The 16331-nt window shown below is 68.6% G+C and carries 15 protein-coding genes, 1 tRNA gene and 1 riboswitch; of the genes, 4 read left to right on the top strand and 12 right to left on the bottom strand.

What is annotated here, in order from left to right; all coding sequences use genetic code 11:
• Positions 1-2: 2 nt before the first annotated feature.
• The 3 genes from DFR39_RS09540 to pth form a co-directional block, all read right to left on the bottom strand.
• On the bottom strand, positions 3-1943 hold the full coding sequence (locus tag DFR39_RS09540) for a TonB-dependent receptor plug domain-containing protein (protein ID WP_133603320.1): 1941 nt from the start codon (positions 1941-1943) through the stop codon (positions 3-5).
• A 73-nt stretch (positions 1944-2016) separates the two neighbouring features.
• A riboswitch (cobalamin riboswitch) is annotated at positions 2017-2266 on the bottom strand.
• A complete protein-coding gene (locus tag DFR39_RS09535; protein WP_133603319.1) occupies positions 2262-2765 on the bottom strand; it encodes a hypothetical protein in 504 nt (167 codons plus the stop codon). (Overlaps the previous riboswitch by 5 nt.)
• 21 nt (positions 2766-2786) lie before the next feature.
• The gene (gene pth, locus DFR39_RS09530) at positions 2787-3446 is read right to left on the bottom strand and encodes an aminoacyl-tRNA hydrolase (RefSeq protein ID WP_133603318.1); all 660 of its coding nucleotides are present in this window, start codon (positions 3444-3446) and stop codon (positions 2787-2789) included.
• Between the two features lie 29 nt (positions 3447-3475).
• On the opposite strand from pth, the gene DFR39_RS09525 reads away from it, so the two are divergent.
• Positions 3476-4876 (top strand): M20 family metallopeptidase, encoded by a 1401-nt coding sequence (locus DFR39_RS09525; protein WP_133603317.1) that lies wholly within the window; start codon positions 3476-3478, stop codon positions 4874-4876.
• A 90-nt stretch (positions 4877-4966) separates the two neighbouring features.
• On the opposite strand, the gene DFR39_RS09520 is transcribed toward DFR39_RS09525, so the two are convergent.
• From DFR39_RS09520 to DFR39_RS09495, 6 genes are all read right to left on the bottom strand, one after another.
• Complete coding sequence (locus DFR39_RS09520; RefSeq protein ID WP_133603316.1) at positions 4967-5590, bottom strand: 50S ribosomal protein L25/general stress protein Ctc; 624 nt, start codon at positions 5588-5590, stop codon at positions 4967-4969.
• 134 nt (positions 5591-5724) lie between these two features.
• The gene (locus DFR39_RS09515; protein WP_133603315.1) at positions 5725-6696 is read right to left on the bottom strand and encodes a ribose-phosphate pyrophosphokinase; all 972 of its coding nucleotides are present in this window, start codon (positions 6694-6696) and stop codon (positions 5725-5727) included.
• 177 nt (positions 6697-6873) lie between these two features.
• Positions 6874-6950: transfer RNA gene (locus DFR39_RS09510), tRNA-Gln, on the bottom strand.
• A gap of 42 nt (positions 6951-6992) precedes the next feature.
• Positions 6993-7961, bottom strand: coding sequence for a 4-(cytidine 5'-diphospho)-2-C-methyl-D-erythritol kinase (ispE, locus tag DFR39_RS09505; protein WP_133603314.1), 969 nt, complete (start codon positions 7959-7961; stop codon positions 6993-6995).
• A 17-nt stretch (positions 7962-7978) separates the two neighbouring features.
• Complete coding sequence (locus DFR39_RS09500; protein ID WP_133603313.1) at positions 7979-8506, bottom strand: outer membrane lipoprotein LolB; 528 nt, start codon at positions 8504-8506, stop codon at positions 7979-7981.
• The gene (locus DFR39_RS09495; RefSeq protein WP_162849476.1) at positions 8503-10242 is read right to left on the bottom strand and encodes a tetratricopeptide repeat protein; all 1740 of its coding nucleotides are present in this window, start codon (positions 10240-10242) and stop codon (positions 8503-8505) included. The genes DFR39_RS09500 and DFR39_RS09495 overlap by 4 nt, the downstream gene beginning before the upstream one ends.
• A 123-nt stretch (positions 10243-10365) precedes the next feature.
• Here DFR39_RS09495 and mutM point away from each other — a divergent pair, with 123 nt between their 5' ends.
• The 3 genes from mutM to DFR39_RS09480 are packed head-to-tail and all read left to right on the top strand — an operon-like array spanning position 10366 to position 12594.
• Positions 10366-11193, top strand: a complete 828-nt coding sequence (mutM, locus tag DFR39_RS09490; protein WP_133603311.1) for a bifunctional DNA-formamidopyrimidine glycosylase/DNA-(apurinic or apyrimidinic site) lyase — start codon at positions 10366-10368, stop codon at positions 11191-11193.
• The gene (mutY, locus tag DFR39_RS09485) at positions 11190-12248 is read left to right on the top strand and encodes an A/G-specific adenine glycosylase (protein ID WP_133603310.1); all 1059 of its coding nucleotides are present in this window, start codon (positions 11190-11192) and stop codon (positions 12246-12248) included. Before mutM ends, mutY begins: the two co-directional genes overlap by 4 nt.
• 40 nt (positions 12249-12288) lie before the next feature.
• Complete coding sequence (locus DFR39_RS09480; RefSeq protein WP_133603309.1) at positions 12289-12594, top strand: hypothetical protein; 306 nt, start codon at positions 12289-12291, stop codon at positions 12592-12594.
• Positions 12595-12619: 25 nt separating this feature from the next.
• On the opposite strand, the gene rapZ is transcribed toward DFR39_RS09480, so the two are convergent.
• The 3 genes from rapZ to DFR39_RS09465 all read right to left on the bottom strand — a co-directional run bounded on the left by rapZ (position 12620) and on the right by DFR39_RS09465 (position 16264).
• A complete protein-coding gene (rapZ, locus tag DFR39_RS09475) occupies positions 12620-13531 on the bottom strand; it encodes an RNase adapter RapZ (RefSeq protein WP_133603308.1) in 912 nt (303 codons plus the stop codon).
• Positions 13528-15240, bottom strand: coding sequence for a DNA repair protein RecN (gene recN, locus DFR39_RS09470; RefSeq protein ID WP_211343835.1), 1713 nt, complete (start codon positions 15238-15240; stop codon positions 13528-13530). Before recN ends, rapZ begins: the two co-directional genes overlap by 4 nt.
• A gap of 139 nt (positions 15241-15379) precedes the next feature.
• Positions 15380-16264 carry an NAD kinase gene (locus DFR39_RS09465; protein WP_133603306.1) on the bottom strand — a complete coding sequence of 295 codons (885 nt, stop codon included), beginning with the start codon at positions 16262-16264 and terminating at the stop codon, positions 15380-15382.
• Positions 16265-16331 lie beyond the last annotated feature (67 nt).

The raw sequence follows: 16331 nt of genomic DNA, 5'->3' as shown, positions 1-16331 counted from the left end.
GCTCAGAGCTTGGGGTTGAGGCGCACGCTCAGCATCAGGGTGCGCGGTGCCTGGGCGTAGCCGCTGGCGGTCTGGTAGGCCTTGTCCAGGGCATTGTCCAGATTGAGCTGCAGGCGCACTTGCGAGTTGACGCGATAGCCCAGGTCCAGATTCAGCAGGGCATAGCCGCCCAGGGGCCGGGTGTTGGCATGATCGTCGAAGCGCGAACCCACGGCGCGCAGCTGCACGCCGCCGGTCCAGTCCTGAAGCTGCTTGCTCACGCGCAGATTGGCCAGCTGCTTGGCGCGGCGGCCCAGGCGCTTGTCGGTGACCAGATCACGCGGGTCCTGCCAGTCCAGACCCGCCTGCCATTGCAGGCCCAGCAGCTCGGTGCCACCTTGCAGGCTGACGCCGCGCAGCTGCACGCGGGCCAGATTGCCGTAGCAGCCATCCCAGGTTGCGGGCTTGGGCACGACGACCGGATAGGCCGGGCACTGGCCGATGAAGCCAGCGTCGTAGCTGATCAGATCCTTGATGCGGTTGTTGTAGACGGTGAGGCTGGCACGGTTCACACCTTGCTCATAGCTCAGGCCCAGCTCGCGGTTGCGGCCATGCTCGGGCTTGAGGGCGGCGCCGCCGTCCTTGGGGCCGTACTGGCTGAAGATCTGGTAGAGCGTCGGAGCGCGGAAGGCACTGCCGGCGCTGGCCCAGACGCGCCAGCCCGTGGCCGGGCGCCAGCCCGCGGCCAGGGTGCCGGTGTTAACGCCGCCAAAGTCGCTGTCCTTGTCGCGGCGCATGTGTAGCTGCGCGTCCCAGGGGCCCTGGCTGAAGAGGTAGCTGGCGGCCACGGCATCCTGCGAGCGGCTGCCCTGGCCACCGGCCGATTTGCGCAGGCCGGAGTTGATCAGCTGATCCTCGCGACGCTCCAGCTGCAGATTGATCTGCTGGCCAGCGGTCCATTGCCAGCTGGCCCCCAGGCTCTGCTGGCGCACCTCGGTTTCCGTGAGGTAGGTGCTGCGGCCATTGCTGGTGGTTTCGTAGCGCTCGGTGGACTGGCCGCGGCTGTACTCGGTGCTCAGGCCCTTGGTCCATTGGGCGGCCCAGAGTGCGCGCGAGATCTCGGTTTTGTGCAGACTGCGGTCGTCCACGACCGGCGCGGGCTTCGCATAGGCATCGTCGTAGCCGGAGTCACTGTCGGCCCGAGTGTGCAGGGCCTCCAGGCGGTGCTGGGCATTGATCTGCCAGCCCAGGCGGCCATTGAAGCTTTCCTGGCTCCAGCCGTCGCGATCAGCGAGGTACGGGGGAGCGTTGTTGACTCGAAGGATGTTGAAGCCGCTGGCGCGCTCCAGGGCCGCACCCAGGGCGTAATCGAAGTCACCCAGGCGACCGCTGAGGTGCATATCGCCCTTGCCCAGGCCCAGGGAGCCCAGGGCGCCGCCAAGTTCCAGCTGGGCGCCGTCGCCGCCCTGGCGGGTGAAGATCTGGATCACGCCGGCCACGGCGTCCGAGCCATAGACGGCCGAGGCCGCGCCGCGCACGATTTCCACGCGCTCGATCTGGGCCAGGGGAATAGCCTCCCAGGCGGCGCCGCCGGAGCCGTTCTGCGTGTCCATGCGCACGCCGTCCACCAGCAGCAGGGTGTGCTGGTTGTGGGCACCGCGAAGGAAGACGCTGCTTGAGCTGCCAGGGTTGCCGTTGCGCACCATCTCGAAGCAGCCCTGGCGGCTGAGCAGATCGACGAGATTGCCATAGCCCTGGCGCTCGATATCGGCGCGGGTCAGCACCGTGGTGTCGGCCAGCACGCGGTCCAGGCTGAGCTTGGAGCGGGTAGCGGTGACCATGACCTGGTCCAGCTTGTTGGGGGCGACCTGGGCCTGGACGTTCAGGGCGGCGGTGAGGGCGAGCGGAAGCGCGCGCAGCATGGCGCGAGGCAGGCGTGCGGGACGCCGGGCAGGGGACTTCATGAGGAGAAGGAATCAGCGGTTTGACCAGGCGCCAGCTTCCCCGCAGGCCCCTGTGAAACGAGGCCCCACCTTGGCGGGGCCTCACCTGTTGGCCGGTATCCGGGCTGGCGGATCTGGCCTGCTGCGTCCTTCCCAGCCCCCTTGCGAGGGGCCAGTGGACTGCTGTGCAGAGGCTGGAGGCTGCCGCTGGGGCAACCTCATCCGCTTACCGTTGCGGGGACAGCTCAGGTTAGGTTTGCGCCGTGGGCACGCACCCTCCTGATTCCCGTTTAACTGCGCGAGTCCGGAAGACGCGCGCGAGCACCAACGGGCCGGATTCTAGCCGGAGGCGGCGGCCGCATTCGTGGCCGGTGGCCTGGGCTTGCTGGTGCGCGGCTTCTGGGTCTTGGGCGGCTTGCTGCTGAAGACGGGCTGGGCCGCGGGTTTCGATGCGGCCGGCGCTGGCGCTGCGGGCCCGGCTCGCCCATGGATGGCGGCGACGCTGCCCGGCGGCCGGGTCTCGAGTTCGCGCCTTTCCTTTTCCAGCTGCCGGGCCAGGCGCGCATCGCGCTCCGCCGTCCGGCGCGCTTCGCTGCGCTGGGCGGCGAGGGGTTGGTCATAGTCCAGGCGCCGGCCGGGCTGGTGCAGGGCCTCGGGACAAGGGGCATCGCGCAGTTCGCGGCCCTCGGGGCCGCAGCGCCAGAGGGTGGTGCTTTGCCTTTGCGTCTGCGCCGCACTCAGGCTGCAGAGGCTGGCGGCCAGCAGCGCCAGAAGCGCCAGAAGCGCGTGGCGCTTGCGCCCGAGGCGGGGCGTACACGGGGCAGGTCGGGACGAGGCTCGCATGGCGAAGCCCTCCGAGCGGACCTAGGGTTGATCGGGGCCTCTCTCGGGCGCTGCCGCTTCTGGAGCGACGCTGCGGGGCGGCTTCGGCGGCTTGGGCCGGGGAGGCTTGGCATGAATCTTCATCATGGCTCGCTCCATCTCGCCTTTCAACATCAGCTCGACCGTGTCCAGGGATTTGGCGATGCAGTCCTCGATCTTTTCGCGCTCGGCTTGTGGAGGCTTGCGCAGCACATAGCCCGCCACCTCGGACTTGATGCCGGGGTGGCCGATGCCCAGGCGCAGGCGCCAGAAATTGGCCGAGCCCAGCTGGGCCTGCATGTCCTTCAGCCCGTTGTGGCCGCCGTTGCCGCCACCTTGCTTGAACTTCATCTCGCCGGGCAAGAGATCCAGCTCGTCGTGCACGGCCAGGATCTCCTCGGGCGCGATCTTGAAAAAGCGCGCCAGCGCGGCCACCGACTTGCCGCTGAGGTTCATATAGGTCATGGGCTCCAGCAGCCAGATGGGGCCGCTGGCGCCGGGGGCGTTGTTGATGCGCGCCACCAGGCCGTGATAGCTGCGGTCCACCTGCAGGCTGCCGCCCAGGCGGCGGGCCAGCAGGTCTATCCACCAGAAGCCCGCGTTGTGGCGGGTGTCCTCGTATTCGGGCCCGGGATTGCCCAGGCCAACAAAGAGTCGAATCATGATGGCGCGATTATCGCTAGCATAGGGCGATGGACCGCCGCCAACTCCTTGCCCAGACCGATCTGGCCGCCCTGCAGCGCACGCTGGAACGCCGCATCGCCCTACCCACCGAGAGCCAGAACCGCGAGCGCGCACCCGAGCTGCGCCGCTATCTGGAGGCCGAGCTGGCGCCCGAGCTGCGGGCCATGGGCTTTGCCTGCGAGCTCTGGGACAACCCGGTGCCGGGCGCGCCGCCCCTGCTCTTTGCCGAGCGCCTGGAAGACCCTGCCCTGCCCACGGTGCTGAGCTACGGTCATGGCGATGTGGTGCTGGGCGATGAGAGCAAGTGGACGAAAGCCGCCTCTCCCTGGACGCTGGAGCGCCACGAGGGCCGCTGGTACGGCCGCGGCGTGGCCGACAACAAGGGCCAGCACAGCCTCAATCTGCAGGCCCTGGCCCAGGTGCTGGCGGCGCGCGGCGGGCGCCTGGGTTTCAACAGCAAGTTCTTGTTCGAGATGGGCGAGGAGGTGGGCTCGCCCGGGCTCAAGACCGTGTGCGAGCGCCAGCGCGAACGCCTGCGGGCCGATCTCTTCCTGGCCTCGGACGGGCCGCGCCTGAACCAGCAGCAGCCCACGCTCTTTCTGGGCTCGCGCGGGGTGATGAATTTCGAGCTGGCGCTGGAGCTGCGCGAGGGCGCCCACCACTCCGGCAACTGGGGGGGGCTGCTGGCCAACCCGGGCGTGCTGCTCGCGGGCGCCATCCATAGCATCGTGGATCAGCATGGTGTGATCCGCGTGGAGGCCCTGCGGCCGCCACCCCTGCCGGCCGCGGTGCGCGCCGCCCTGGCCGATGTGCAGCCTGGCGAGCCCGGCGGGCCAGCCATTGATGGGGACTGGGGCGAGCCCGGCCTTAGCCCGGCCGAGCGGGTGTTTGGCTGGAACAGCATCGAGGTGCTGGCCTTTCGCTGCGGCAATCCGGACAAGCCGGTCAATGCCATCCCGCCGCGGGCCCAGGCCACGATGCAGATCCGCTTTGTGGTCGGGCGCGACCCGGCCAGCTTTCTGCCGGCCTTGCGCGCCCACCTGGACGCCCAGGGCTACGCGCAGGTGCAACTGCGCCTGGCGGGCGCCGAGATCATGAACGCCACCCGCCTGGACCCCGACAGCCCCTGGGTACGCTGGGCCCAGGCTTCGCTGCGGCAAAGCACCGGCCAGGAACCGGTGCTGCTGCCCAATCTGGGTGGCTCACTTCCCAATGATTGCTTTGCTGAGGTGCTGGGCCTGCCCACGGTCTGGGTGCCGCACTCGGTGCCTACCTGCAGCCAGCACGCGCCCAACGAGCACCTGCCCGAGCACACCCTGGCCCAGGGCCTGCAGATCATGGCCGGCCTGTTCTGGGATCTGGGCGAGGGATGGCCCGCCGGGACGGGGCGCGCGCAAGACAGGTCGTGAGCAAGCGCCCCCGGAGGGCCAATGAAAAAGGGCCCCGGAGAGGGCCCTTTGGCAATCTGCAGGCTCCCAGGGGGAGCCGCAAGGCAGAAATTACTTCTTGCCCTTCTTGCCCTTCTTGTCGTCGGCGGCCGGGGCGGCGACAACGACGATTTCCTCGGCCTTGGGGGCCACGGCGGTAGCGACGGCCGGGTTCGGCTTGCCGTGCACCACGACCTTGACGCCGGCGGGCAGGGTCAGGTCGTTGACATGCAGGGAGTGACCCAGGGTCAGACCGCTCAGATCCACTTCGATGAACTCAGGCAGCTGGCGAGCCAGGCAGGTGATGTTCAGCTCGGTGATCACGTGATCCACGGTGCACTTGTCGTTCTTGACGGCCACGGAGTCGGCTTCGCCCTTGAAGTGCAGGGGGATCTTCTTGGTGATCTTGGTGGTGTCGTCCACGCGCTGGAAGTCCACGTGCAGGACTTGCGGCTTGTACGGGTGGTACTGCACATCGCGCAGCAGGACCTGGTCGACCTTGCCGTTCAGTTCCATCTCGAGGATGGTGCTGTGGAAGGCTTCCTTCTTTAGGGCATGGAACAGGGCGTTGTGGTCCAGCTCGATGTTGGTGGGCTCGCCAGCGCCGAAGACGATGCCGGGAACCTTGCCCGACAGACGCAGGCGGCGGCTCGCTCCGGTCCCCTGCAGCTTGCGCTCAAAAGCGGTGAATTTCATAACTAACTCCAAAATTACCGATGCGCCACCATGGCGTACCGGGTTGGAAGGCCCGCGACCAGGCTCTTCCGGACACAAGGCAATGCCTTGCGCGTAGCAAAAGGCCCTGTCTTGCGACCGAGCCCTCTGAATGCTTAGAAATTGTTGTTCTGTTCCGAAAACAGCGAGGTGACCGACTCGCCGTCCGAGATGCGGCGGATGGTCTCCGCGAACAGGAAGGCGACGGACAGCTGGCGGATCTTGCCGCAGGCCTTGGCGGCCGCAGACAGCGGAATGGTGTTGCTGATCACCACCTCGTCCAGGTGCGAACCGGCGATGCGCTCAATGGCCGGGCCCGACAGAATGGGGTGGGTGCAATAGGCGAACACGCTCTTGGCACCCCGGTCCTTCAGCACCTCTGCGGCCTTCACCAGCGTGCCGGCGGTGTCGATCATGTCGTCCATGATCACGCAGTTGCGGCCGTCGATCTCGCCGATCACGTGCATCACTTCGGAGACGTTGGCGGCCGGGCGGCGCTTGTCGATGATGGCCAGGTCGCAACCCAGTTGCTTGGCCAGGGCGCGGGCGCGCACCACGCCGCCCACATCGGGGCTGACCACCACCAGATTGTTGTAGTTGCGGGCCTTCAGGTCCGACAGCAGCACCGGGCTGGCGTAGATATTGTCGACGGGGATGTCGAAGAAGCCCTGGATCTGGTCGGCGTGCAGGTCCATGGTCAGCACGCGCTCCACGCCCACGGTCTCCAGCAGATTGGCCACCACCTTGGCCGAGATCGGCACGCGGGTGCTGCGGGGACGGCGATCCTGGCGGGCGTAGCCGAAGTAGGGGATCACGGCGGTGATGCGGCGCGCGCTGGCGCGCTTGAGCGCATCGACCATGATCAGGAGTTCCATCAGGTTCTCGTTGGTCGGCGCGCAGGTGGGCTGGATCACGAACACGTCGCGGGCCCGCACGTTCTGCTGGATCTCGACGGTGACTTCACCATCGGAGAAACGACCGACCACGGCCTTGCCGAGCTCGAGGCCCAGATGGGTGGCGATTTCTTGGGAGAGGACCGGGTTTGCGTTGCCGGTGAAGAGGACGGTGTTGAGCAGCACGGCGGCCATCCCTTTGTGAAGGACCCGTGGTCAACCAGCGTGTCCCGGTCTTTCAGAACCAGAAGCCCGCACGGCGGGCCTCAGCACGAACAATGCCCGCGTAGCAGACATCTCACGAACGGTGGAATTCTGCATGGCAGAACCCATCATGAGTAAAGCCCGCAGAGCGGGCTTCATCATAATTTTTGGCAGGGGAGGAAGGACTCGAACCCTCGCATGTCGGAATCAAAATCCGATGCCTTAACCAACTTGGCGACTCCCCTACACAGGACACTGCATAAACTGCAGCGACCGGTATTCTAGCATCAATCTGAGGCCCATTCTTTCAAAGGATGCTGCTTCAGACTGCGACATGTTTTCCCAATCCAGCCAGAAGGCAAACCTTCCGGAACTGTCGCCATGGATTGGTGCGACATGCCATATTTCCCGTTCACCGCCGCAGCTTCCACTCTCGCGAAAACTGCGCTGCCGGATCCCGTCATGCGGCTGTTGCCGAATCGAGTTTCCAACCACAGCAGGCCTTGTCGAACTTCGGGGCAGATTGTTTCGGCCGGCTTTTGCAGGTCGTTGCGACCAAAGCCACTCAGAAAACTTTCTGTTCCCTCCGCCCCATCAGCCACTTCGCCCATCAGCCGTTTCGGCCCGTTTGCGTCGCTGCTGTTGTGTGCAGGAAAGCCCGCTACTATAGCCACAGATTTCGACTTTGCCAAGAGTTCGCTCGAAAAAATTTCCTTGGTGGCGATACTGGTGGGCGGTTTGAGAACAAAGTAGTCCTGTTCTGGCAGATGTATGGGGTGCAGGATCTCGCCGATGCCCTCGACAAAGGCGTTGTCGCCGCCCAGGAAGAAGGGCACATCGGCGCCCAGCTTCAGGCCCAGGGGCAGCAGGCGCGAGCGCGGCCAGTTCAGGTCCCAGAGCCGGTTCAGGGCCAGCAGGGTGGAGGCGGCATCCGAGGAGCCGCCGCCCATGCCCGCACCGGCCGGCAGGCGCTTCTCCAGATGGATGTCCACGCCCAGATCGCTGCGGCCGGCCTCGGCCTGCAGCAGGCGGGCGGCGCGCACGCAGAGATCATCCTCGGGCAGGGCCGCGGCGGCCCCCGCGCCATCGTGGCGGCGCAGCAGGCCGTCGCTGCGGCGCTCGAAGTGCAGGGTGTCGCTCCAGTCGATCAGGGCAAAGATCGACTGCAGCAGGTGATAGCCATCGGCGCGCTTGCCCACCACATGCAGAAAGAGGTTGAGCTTGGCCGGGGCCGGGACGTCGTAGAGCGCTTGCATCGAAGATGGGAACAGGGTCAGGGGGCGAGCCGGGCGCGCAACTGCACCACGGGTTCGGCGTTGCGACGGGCCAGCAGCAGGCCCTCGTCAAAGCGGGACAGATCGATCTGCCAGCCCAGCTGGGCAAAGCCCCGGGCGGGCTCGGGCAGGGGGGCGGAGGGGCTCTCGGGCCAGGGCCGACCGCGCAACCAGTCGAACAGGGCGGCCACGGGCACGGGCTCGCCCAGCATCTCGCGGGTCAGGGCGTCGAGGTCTTCGTAGCGCCGCTCCTCGCCGGGGGTCTGCAGCAGCACCTCGCCGGGGCTCCAGCGTGCACGCGCCACCAGGCTGCCCAAAGGCGTGCTCAGCTCCAGTCTGCCGGCCGTGGCCGACCCCAGCAGCTCGAAGCTGGCGCTGTCACTACCCCGACCTTGCACCTGCACCGAGAGCCGTCCGCTCAGTCGCAGGCCTGCGTCGTCAGGCAGGGGTGGCGTCTCGGGCTGCAGGCCGGCGCAGGCGCTGAGCAGGGCGGCCAGGCAGATGGCCGCTGCCGCGCGCCAGCTCATCGGGCCTTCAGGCGCTGACGGGTCTCGCGCAGGGCCTCGTTCTTGGGGTCGCGGCGGGCGCCCTCGTTCCAGATGCGCAGGGCCTCCTCGCGTTCGCCCAGGGTCCACAGCACCTCGCCCAGATGGGCGGCAATCTCGGCATCGGGCCGCGAGGCATAGGCCTGGCGCAGCAGGCGCAGAGCCTCCTGGTGATTGCCCAGACGGAACTCCACCCAGCCCAGGCTGTCCACGATGAAGGGCTCGCTGGGCGCGTACTGCAGGGCCTTGGCGATCAGGCTCTTGGCCTCTTCCAGGCGCAGATTGCGCTCGGCCAGCGAGTAGCCCAGGGCGTTGTAGGCGTGGTAGTGGTCGGGCTTGAGTGCCATGACCTTGCGCAGCAAGGTCTCCATCTGCTCCAGGCGGTTCAGCTTCTCGGCCATCATGGCCTGTTCGTAGACGATGTTGGCGTCTTCGGGAAAGCGCTGGCCGGCCTGCTCCAGCACCGCCAGTGCAGCCTCCCACTGCTGCACTTCCCGCAGCAACTGGGCCTCGGCCATGAGTTTGGCGCGGACCTGTTCGTCCCGCTCGGCGGGCAGGGCCTGCAGCAGGGCCCGTCCCTTGGCCAGCTGTCCCTGGCGGGCCATCAGCGAGGCGCGGCGGTAGCTGACCTCCATCAGTCGCTGAGGCGCGTCGACCTTGGCCAGCCAGCCTTCGGCGCCGCGCAGATCGCCGCGCATTTCCGCGACCTGCGCCAGCAGCAGCCAGGCCTGCTGGCGCGAGTCCTTGTGGGCCTCGGCGTCGCCGGCCGGCAGCTTGTCCAGTTTGGACAGATAGGTCAGCAAGGCCTTCTCGGCCTCCTCGGGGTGGCGCAGATCCAGTTCCAGCGCACCCAAGGCGTACCAGGCCGGCGCGCTGTCCGGTGCGGCCTGCGTGACCAGACGGAACTCGCGCGCCGCATCAGCCGTACGCTGCATGCCCGCCAGAGTGCGGCCATAGGCCACGCGCAGCACATGGTTGTCGGGCTGGCGTTGCAGCCGGGCGCTGATCAAGGCCTCGGCAGCCGGGCGTTCGGGCATCAAGTCCATGGCCATCAGGGCCACTTCGTCGGCATTGGGGAAGTCCTGTGCCGCGCTGTTCGTGAGGGCCAGGGCCTTGTCGGCCTGATTGGCGCTCAAGGCCATGCGGGCCTGCACCAGCAGCGCCATCATGCGGGTTGCGGCCTGCTGGCTGGCGCTTTCCAGCACCGGTGCCAGAGCGCTGTAGACACGGGCGGGCTCGGGCGAGCGCTGGAAGAGTCGTGGCAGGGAAGCCAGCACCGCATTGCGCTGGGCCTCGGGTGTGAGGTTCAACAGGCTTTGCAGCGGTGCAGCCACCTCGCTCGGGCGGTTGAGGGCCGCCAGCAGCTGCAGAATGGTCTGGTGGGCTTCGATGGAACTGGGGACGGATTCGCGCCAGGCCTTGGCCGCAATCAGGGCCTGATCACCGGCGCGGGCCTGCAGGGCGATATTGACCACGCGGCGATAGAGCTCGCTGTCACCGGTGCGGCGTGCCGCATCCAGCAGCACCTGAAAGGCCACGCCGGGCTGGCCGGCGCGCAGCTCCATCTCGCCCACCAGCAGCTGATAGAACAAGGGGGCATCCAGATCGGAGTTCTGTACCGCTGGAGCGCTGGCCGGCGTTGCGGCCTGGGCCTGTGCCGGCCCGAGCAGCAACAGCAGGCTGCTCATCGCCAGGGCGGTCAGGGTGTGTTTGGGCATGCGGGCTCCTGGAACGACGGCGGCCGCCATGATGCCGGCGCCGTATGGCTGGATTGTGTTCGATTCTAGAAGTGCCCCAGGGGCATGTCGGGGCTTGGGTCGGCGCTTATCATGCGCCCCGCCATGCCGGAATTGCCCGAAGTCGAAGTCACCCGCCGCAGCTTTGCCGACGCCATCGAGGGCGCGCGCGTGCTGGAGGTGCGCTTGGGCAAACCCCTGCGCTGGCCCCTGGGTCTGGACCCGGACGAGCTGCAGGAGGCCCGCGTGGGCGCGGCCCAGCGCCGCGGTAAATACCTCTGGCTGCCGCTGCGCAGTACGCGCCTGGATGGCGGCCTGCTGATGCATCTGGGCATGTCCGGCAGCCTGGCCTTTACGCCGCGCGACTCGGCACCGGGGCCGCATGATCATTTCGATTTGCGCACGGACCGCGGCCTTCTGCGCCTGCATGACCCGCGTCGCTTCGGCGCCGTGCTGTGGTCCGCCGGCCTGGACCAGGCCCCGGCCGCGCCCCTGCTGGCGCGCCTGGGCCTGGAGCCCTTCGATCCGCGCTTCAATGGCGAGTACCTCAAGATCGGCCTCTCGGGTCGGCGCGTGGCCATCAAGCAGGCCCTGCTGGCCGGCGACATCGTGGTGGGCGCCGGCAACATCTATGCGTGCGAGGCGCTCTTCCTGGCCGGCATCGACCCGCGCCTGCCCGCCCATCGCCTGAGCGGCCCGCGCGCCGAGCGCCTGGCCCAGGCGGTGCGCGGCGTGCTGGGCCGCGCGCTGGAGGCGGGCGGCACCACCCTGCGTGACTTCCGCGATGCCCATGGTGTGGCCGGCAGCTTCCAGATGCAGGCCCAGGTCTATGGCCGCGAAGGCGAGCCCTGCCGCGTCTGCGCCACGCCCATACGCCGCATTGTGCAGGGCCAGCGCTCCACCTTCTTCTGCCCCAGCTGCCAAAAGAAATGAAGTCGGACGCGAAGCCGGCCCAGGCTCCGGCGGTGCAACTGCCTAGCGAGTTTTCCACCCTGCTGATCGCCTGGCAGCGCAGCCATGGCCGGCATGAGCTGCCCTGGCAGAACACCCGCGACCCCTACCGCGTCTGGCTGTCCGAGATCATGCTGCAGCAGACCCAGGTCACGACCGTGCTGGGCTATTACCAGCGCTTTCTGCAGCGCTTCCCGACCGTGGTGGACCTGGCAGCGGCTTCGCTGGATGAGGTACTCGCCCTCTGGCAGGGCCTGGGCTACTACAGCCGCGCGCGCAATCTGCACCGCTGCGCCCAGGCGGTGGCGGCCCAGCATGGCGGCGAGTTCCCGGCGAGCGCGGCCGCCCTGCAGGAACTGCCGGGCATAGGCCGCTCCACGGCGGCGGCCATCGCGTCTTTTTGCTTCGGCGAGCGCGTGGCCATCTTGGACGGCAACGTGAAGCGGGTGCTCTCGCGCCTGCTGGCCTTCGAGGGCGATCTGGCCGGCAGCGCCGCCGAGAAGCAGCTCTGGGCTCATGCCCAGGCCCTGCTGCCCGCGCGCGAGGCCGATATGCCGGCCTACACCCAGGGCCTGATGGACCTGGGCGCCAGCCTCTGCGCGGCGCGCAGCCCGCAATGCCTGCTCTGCCCGGTGAGCGAGCTCTGCCAGGGGCGGGCCGGTGGCGAGCCCACGCGCTATCCCATCAAGACCCGCAAGCTCAAGCGCAGCCGGCGTGAGAACTGGTGGCTGTGGCTGGAGCATGAGGGTCGCATCTGGCTGGAGCAGCGGCCCGAGACCGGCGTCTGGGCCGGGCTCTGGACTCTGCCCCTGTTCGAGGATGAGGCCCAGCTGCAGGCGCGCACCCAGGCCTTGGGTGCGCAGGCCGAGCCCCTGCCGCAGGTCTCGCATGCGCTCACCCATTTCGACTGGGTGCTGCACCCGCGCCGTGCCGAGCTGGCGGTGGCGCCGGCCGCGCTGGGGGGCGGGTGCTGGGTGGCGCGCGAGGAGCTGGCGGCCTATGCCCTGCCGGCACCCTTGAAACGCCTGCTGGGCTGAGGCTATGCTGCGCGTCTTCCCAGACGCCGAACCGCCGCCCATGAAACCCCTGGTCAAAACCGCTGTTGAATCTGCCCTGGTGGCCCTGCTGGTGGCGGGAGCCTGCCTCTGGTTCCTGATCTCGGCGAATGAGTCCGAGTCGGCCAACCCCGGCACCATCGTGATGCTGGCCCTGGGGCTGGCCGCCGGCCTGATCGCCCACTGGACCTATATGGGTCTGGCGCTCAAGCGCGATGGCCGCGCCTGGATGAGCTGGATGCCAGCCGTGGTGCTGCTTTTTCCCATTGCCACCGTGGTGGCCCTGGTGCTGATGTCGGCCCAGGCCGAGGAATCGCGCGCCGCCTGAAGCCGGCGCGTGCGGCAGGCGCCGCTCAGCGCGCGTCCAGCTCGCGGTGGCGCTTCAGCACATGGCCGTGGCTGGCGAACTGCCGGGCCAGGGTCTCGACCAGATAGACCGAGCGGTGCTGGCCGCCCGTGCAGCCGATGGCGACGGTGAGGTAGCTGCGCTGATCGGCCGCGAAATTGGGCAGCCACTGGCGCAGAAAGCCGCTGATCTGGCCCAGCATCAGAGCCACCTCGGGCTGGGCGTTCAGGAAGTCGGCCACCGGTGCATCGCGTCCGGTCAAGGGGCGAAGTTCGCGGTCGTAATAGGGGTTGGGCAGCACGCGCACATCGAACACAAAGTCCGCGTCGCTGGGCACGCCATGCTTGAAGGCAAAGGACTCGAAGACCAGGGTCAGCGACTCGCCGCTCACCGAGACCAGGTCCCGCACCCAGGCCCGCAGCTGGGCGGCCCGCAGCAGGCTGGTGTCGATCACGGTGGACTCGGCGCGCAGGCCGGCCAGCAGCTCGCGCTCCAGGGCAATGGCCTCGACCAGGGCGCGGTGAGCATCGGCCCCGTCCTGGTCGGCCCCCAGCTCGCCGCTGCGCAGGGGGTGGGGGCGCCGCGTTTCCGAGAAGCGCCGCAGCAGGGCCTCGTCATTGGCATCCAGAAACACCGAGCGCACCCGCACGCCCTGGGCGCGCAGCTGCTTCAGATGCGGCAGCACATGGGGCAGGGAGCCCTCGCTGCGCACATCCACGCCAATGGCCACGCGCCGCTCGCCGCGCTGCTTTTCCAGCGCCAGAAAATGGGGCAGCAGCTCGGGCGGCAGATTGTCCACGCAGAAGAAGCCGGCATCCTCCAGCGCGTGCATCACCACCGACTTGCCGCCCCCGGACATGCCGGTGATCAGCACCACCTCGCCGAGATCGCCTGCGGACTGTGAAGCTTCGGTGCTCATGAACGGGCCTTGCGAGGACTGGGGGTGGATTCGGGGCTGCCGTGTGCCGACTGCACCAGCATCTCCTGGGCATGGGCCAGGCTGGCGGAGGACAGGCGCTCGCCGCCCAGCATGCGGGCAATCTCCTGCACGCGGGCTTCGCCCTGCACCGGGCGGACATCGCTGGCGGTGGCGCCGTCTTCGCGCAGGGCCTTGGCCACCACGAAATGATGGTCGGCGCAGGCGGCGACCTGGGGCAGATGGGTCACGGCCAGCACCTGGCGCTGGCGGCCCAGCTGCTTCATCAGCCGGCCCACGGTTTCGGCCACGGCCCCGCCCACGCCGGCATCGATCTCGTCAAAGATCAGGGTGGCGGCGCCGCCCTCGTCCAGCTGGCAGGTGGTGACGGCAATCGCCAGGGCGATGCGCGAGAGCTCGCCGCCCGAGGCCACCTTGCCCAGCGGGCGCGGCGTGCTGCCGGCGTGGCCAGCCACCATGAATTCGGCGCTTTCCAGGCCGAAGCTCTGCGGCTGCTCCTGGGGCAGCAGGGCCACCTCGAAGGCGCCGCCGGCCATGCCCAGCTGCTGCATGGCCTGGGTCACGGCGGCGGCCAGGGCCGGCGCGGCCTGGGCACGGGCGCGGCTTACGCGCTGGGCTTCCTGGTCATAGGCCTTGCGGGCCTCAAGCTGCGCGCGCTCCAGGGCGGCCAGATCGCCGGCCTCGTCCAGGGCCTGCAGCTCGGCCTTCCACTGCGCATGCAGGGCGGGCAGCTCGGCGGCGGGGCGGCGGTAGCGGCGCGCCAGGGCCATCCAGGCGGAGAGGCGCTCGTCCAGCTCGGCCAGGCGCTCGGGCTCCTGCTCGGCGCCGTGCAGATAGGTGTTGAGGGTGTGGGCGGCGTCCTGCAGCTGGGCCTGGGCGCCCTGCAGGGCCTCGATGGCCGGGGCCAGGCGGGCGTCAAAGGCCAGCACGTCCTGCAGCTTGTCCACGGCCCGCTCGGTCAGGCTCTCGGCGCTCTGCTCGGCCTCGCCCGAGGCGCCGGTCAGGGCCTCCAGGGCCAGGCGGGCGGCCTCCATCAGCGAGGCGGCGTGCGAGAGGCGCTGGTGCTCGGCATTGAGCTCGTCCCACTCGTCCGCGCCGGGAGCCAGGCGGCCGATCTCTTCCAGCTGCCAGGCCAGGCGCTCGCGCTCGCGGGCCAGCTCCTCGCTGCGGGTCTGGGCGGCCTCCAGGCGCTCGCTGGCCTGGCGCCAGGCGGCGTGGGCGCGGGCCAGGGCGGCGGTGTCCAGGCGTGCGAAGGCGTCCAGCAGGGCGCGCACCGAGGCCGGGCGGGTCAGGCCTTGCCAGGCATGCTGGCCGTGGATGTCCAGCAGGCTGCCGGCCGTCTCGCGCAGCTGGGCCACGGTGGCCGGGCTGCCATTGATCCAGGCGCGGCTCTTGCCCTGGGCGTCGATCACCCGGCGCAGCAGCAGGGTCTCGCCGGGCTCGAAGCCGGCCTCGTCCAGCCAGGGCTGCAGGCTGGCCGGGCTGTCGAACTCGGCCGTGATTTCGGCGCGGCTGGCGCTCTCGCGCACCACGCCCGCATCACCGCGCTGGCCAAGGGCCAGCTGCAGCGCATCGATCAGGATGGACTTGCCCGCGCCGGTCTCGCCGGTGAGCACGGCAAAGCCGCCCTCGAAGTCCAGCTCCAGCGAGGGCACGATGACGAAATCGCGCAGGCTCAGGCGCCTAAGCATCAAAGTTCTCCATGTCGCCAACGGGCGAGCTCGTCCGAGTGAGGCAGACCTATCGAGCGACGCCCGAGGATCCGGCTTCGCCGGGCCTGCGGGCGTGCCCCCTTGAGGGGGCGGCCGTAGGCCGTAGGGGGGGAGACCATCAACTGACTCCCTCGTACCAGCGCAGCTTGCGGCGCAGCGTGGCGTAATAGCTCCAGCCCTTGGGGTGGAGGAAGCAGACCTGGTGGGCCGAGCGGCGCACGGTGATGCGGTCGCCGTGCAGCAGGCTGGCCAGGCTCTGCATATCGAAATTCACGCTGGCATCGCGGCCGGCCACGATCTCCAGCCGCACCTCGCCCGAGTCGGGCAGCACGATGGGCCGGTTGGACAGGGTGTGCGAGGCGATGGGCACCACCACCCAGCCGGCGATGCTGGGGTGCAGGATGGGGCCGCCGGAGGAGAGCGAATAGGCCGTGGAGCCGGTGGGCGAGGCCACGATCACGCCGTCGGCCCGCATATTGGCCACGAACTCGTCGCCCACATCCACCTTGAGTTCCACCATGGCGGCGGTGGCACCGCGGCTGACCACCACATCGTTGAGGGCCAGGCCCTCGAAGATCACCTCGCCGTCGCGCCAGACCGCGCCTTCCAGCATGGCACGACGCTCGCCCTCATAGTCGCCGCGCAGAATGGGCGCCAGCGATTCGCGAAAGCGCTCCAGCGAGATGTCGGTGATGAAGCCCAGGCGTCCCTGGTTGATGCCCACCAGGGGCATGCCGTGGCGGGCCATGTCGCGGGCAAAGCCCAGCATGGTGCCGTCGCCGCCCACCACGATGGCCAGATCGCATTGCGCCCCCATTTCCTCGGTGGACAGGGCGGGGTAGTCGGTGATGCCGGTGTTCTCGGCGGTGTCGCGCTCCAGGGAAACATCCAATCCCTGGGAGGTCACAAATTCGGCAATCTCCTCCAGCACCGGCCGGATGCCGCGGGCCTGGTGCTTGCCCACGATGGCCGCATGTCGGAAAGGCGTTTGAGAGGACGTCATGACCATGCGCAGAATTACACCACAGCGATATGACGGACCCCTGAGGGCTGGTGCTCAGTCCTTACAA

The sequence above is a fragment of the Roseateles asaccharophilus genome (assembly GCF_004362405.1).
Lineage (GTDB): Bacteria > Pseudomonadota > Gammaproteobacteria > Burkholderiales > Burkholderiaceae_C > Kinneretia > Kinneretia asaccharophila.
This window is presented reverse-complemented; position numbering and strand designations above follow the sequence as displayed.

Excerpts from the sequence above, each read along its gene's own strand:
- mutM (WP_133603311.1), top strand. The coding sequence starts at position 10,366 with ATGCCGGAATTGCCCGAAGTCGAAGTCACCCGCCGCAGCTTTGCCGAC.
- DFR39_RS09515 (WP_133603315.1), bottom strand. The coding sequence starts at position 6,696 with ATGGCCGCCGTGCTGCTCAACACCGTCCTCTTCACCGGCAACGCAAAC.
- DFR39_RS09465 (WP_133603306.1), bottom strand. The coding sequence starts at position 16,264 with ATGACGTCCTCTCAAACGCCTTTCCGACATGCGGCCATCGTGGGCAAG.
- DFR39_RS09480 (WP_133603309.1), top strand. The coding sequence starts at position 12,289 with ATGAAACCCCTGGTCAAAACCGCTGTTGAATCTGCCCTGGTGGCCCTG.
- rapZ (WP_133603308.1), bottom strand. The coding sequence starts at position 13,531 with ATGAGCACCGAAGCTTCACAGTCCGCAGGCGATCTCGGCGAGGTGGTG.
- DFR39_RS09535 (WP_133603319.1), bottom strand. The coding sequence starts at position 2,765 with ATGCGAGCCTCGTCCCGACCTGCCCCGTGTACGCCCCGCCTCGGGCGC.
- ispE (WP_133603314.1), bottom strand. The coding sequence starts at position 7,961 with ATGCAAGCGCTCTACGACGTCCCGGCCCCGGCCAAGCTCAACCTCTTT.
- DFR39_RS09540 (WP_133603320.1), bottom strand. The coding sequence starts at position 1,943 with ATGAAGTCCCCTGCCCGGCGTCCCGCACGCCTGCCTCGCGCCATGCTG.
- pth (WP_133603318.1), bottom strand. The coding sequence starts at position 3,446 with ATGATTCGACTCTTTGTTGGCCTGGGCAATCCCGGGCCCGAATACGAG.
- DFR39_RS09525 (WP_133603317.1), top strand. The coding sequence starts at position 3,476 with ATGGACCGCCGCCAACTCCTTGCCCAGACCGATCTGGCCGCCCTGCAG.
- DFR39_RS09520 (WP_133603316.1), bottom strand. The coding sequence starts at position 5,590 with ATGAAATTCACCGCTTTTGAGCGCAAGCTGCAGGGGACCGGAGCGAGC.
- DFR39_RS09500 (WP_133603313.1), bottom strand. The coding sequence starts at position 8,506 with ATGAGCTGGCGCGCGGCAGCGGCCATCTGCCTGGCCGCCCTGCTCAGC.
- recN (WP_211343835.1), bottom strand. The coding sequence starts at position 15,240 with ATGCTTAGGCGCCTGAGCCTGCGCGATTTCGTCATCGTGCCCTCGCTG.
- DFR39_RS09495 (WP_162849476.1), bottom strand. The coding sequence starts at position 10,242 with ATGCCCAAACACACCCTGACCGCCCTGGCGATGAGCAGCCTGCTGTTG.
- mutY (WP_133603310.1), top strand. The coding sequence starts at position 11,190 with ATGAAGTCGGACGCGAAGCCGGCCCAGGCTCCGGCGGTGCAACTGCCT.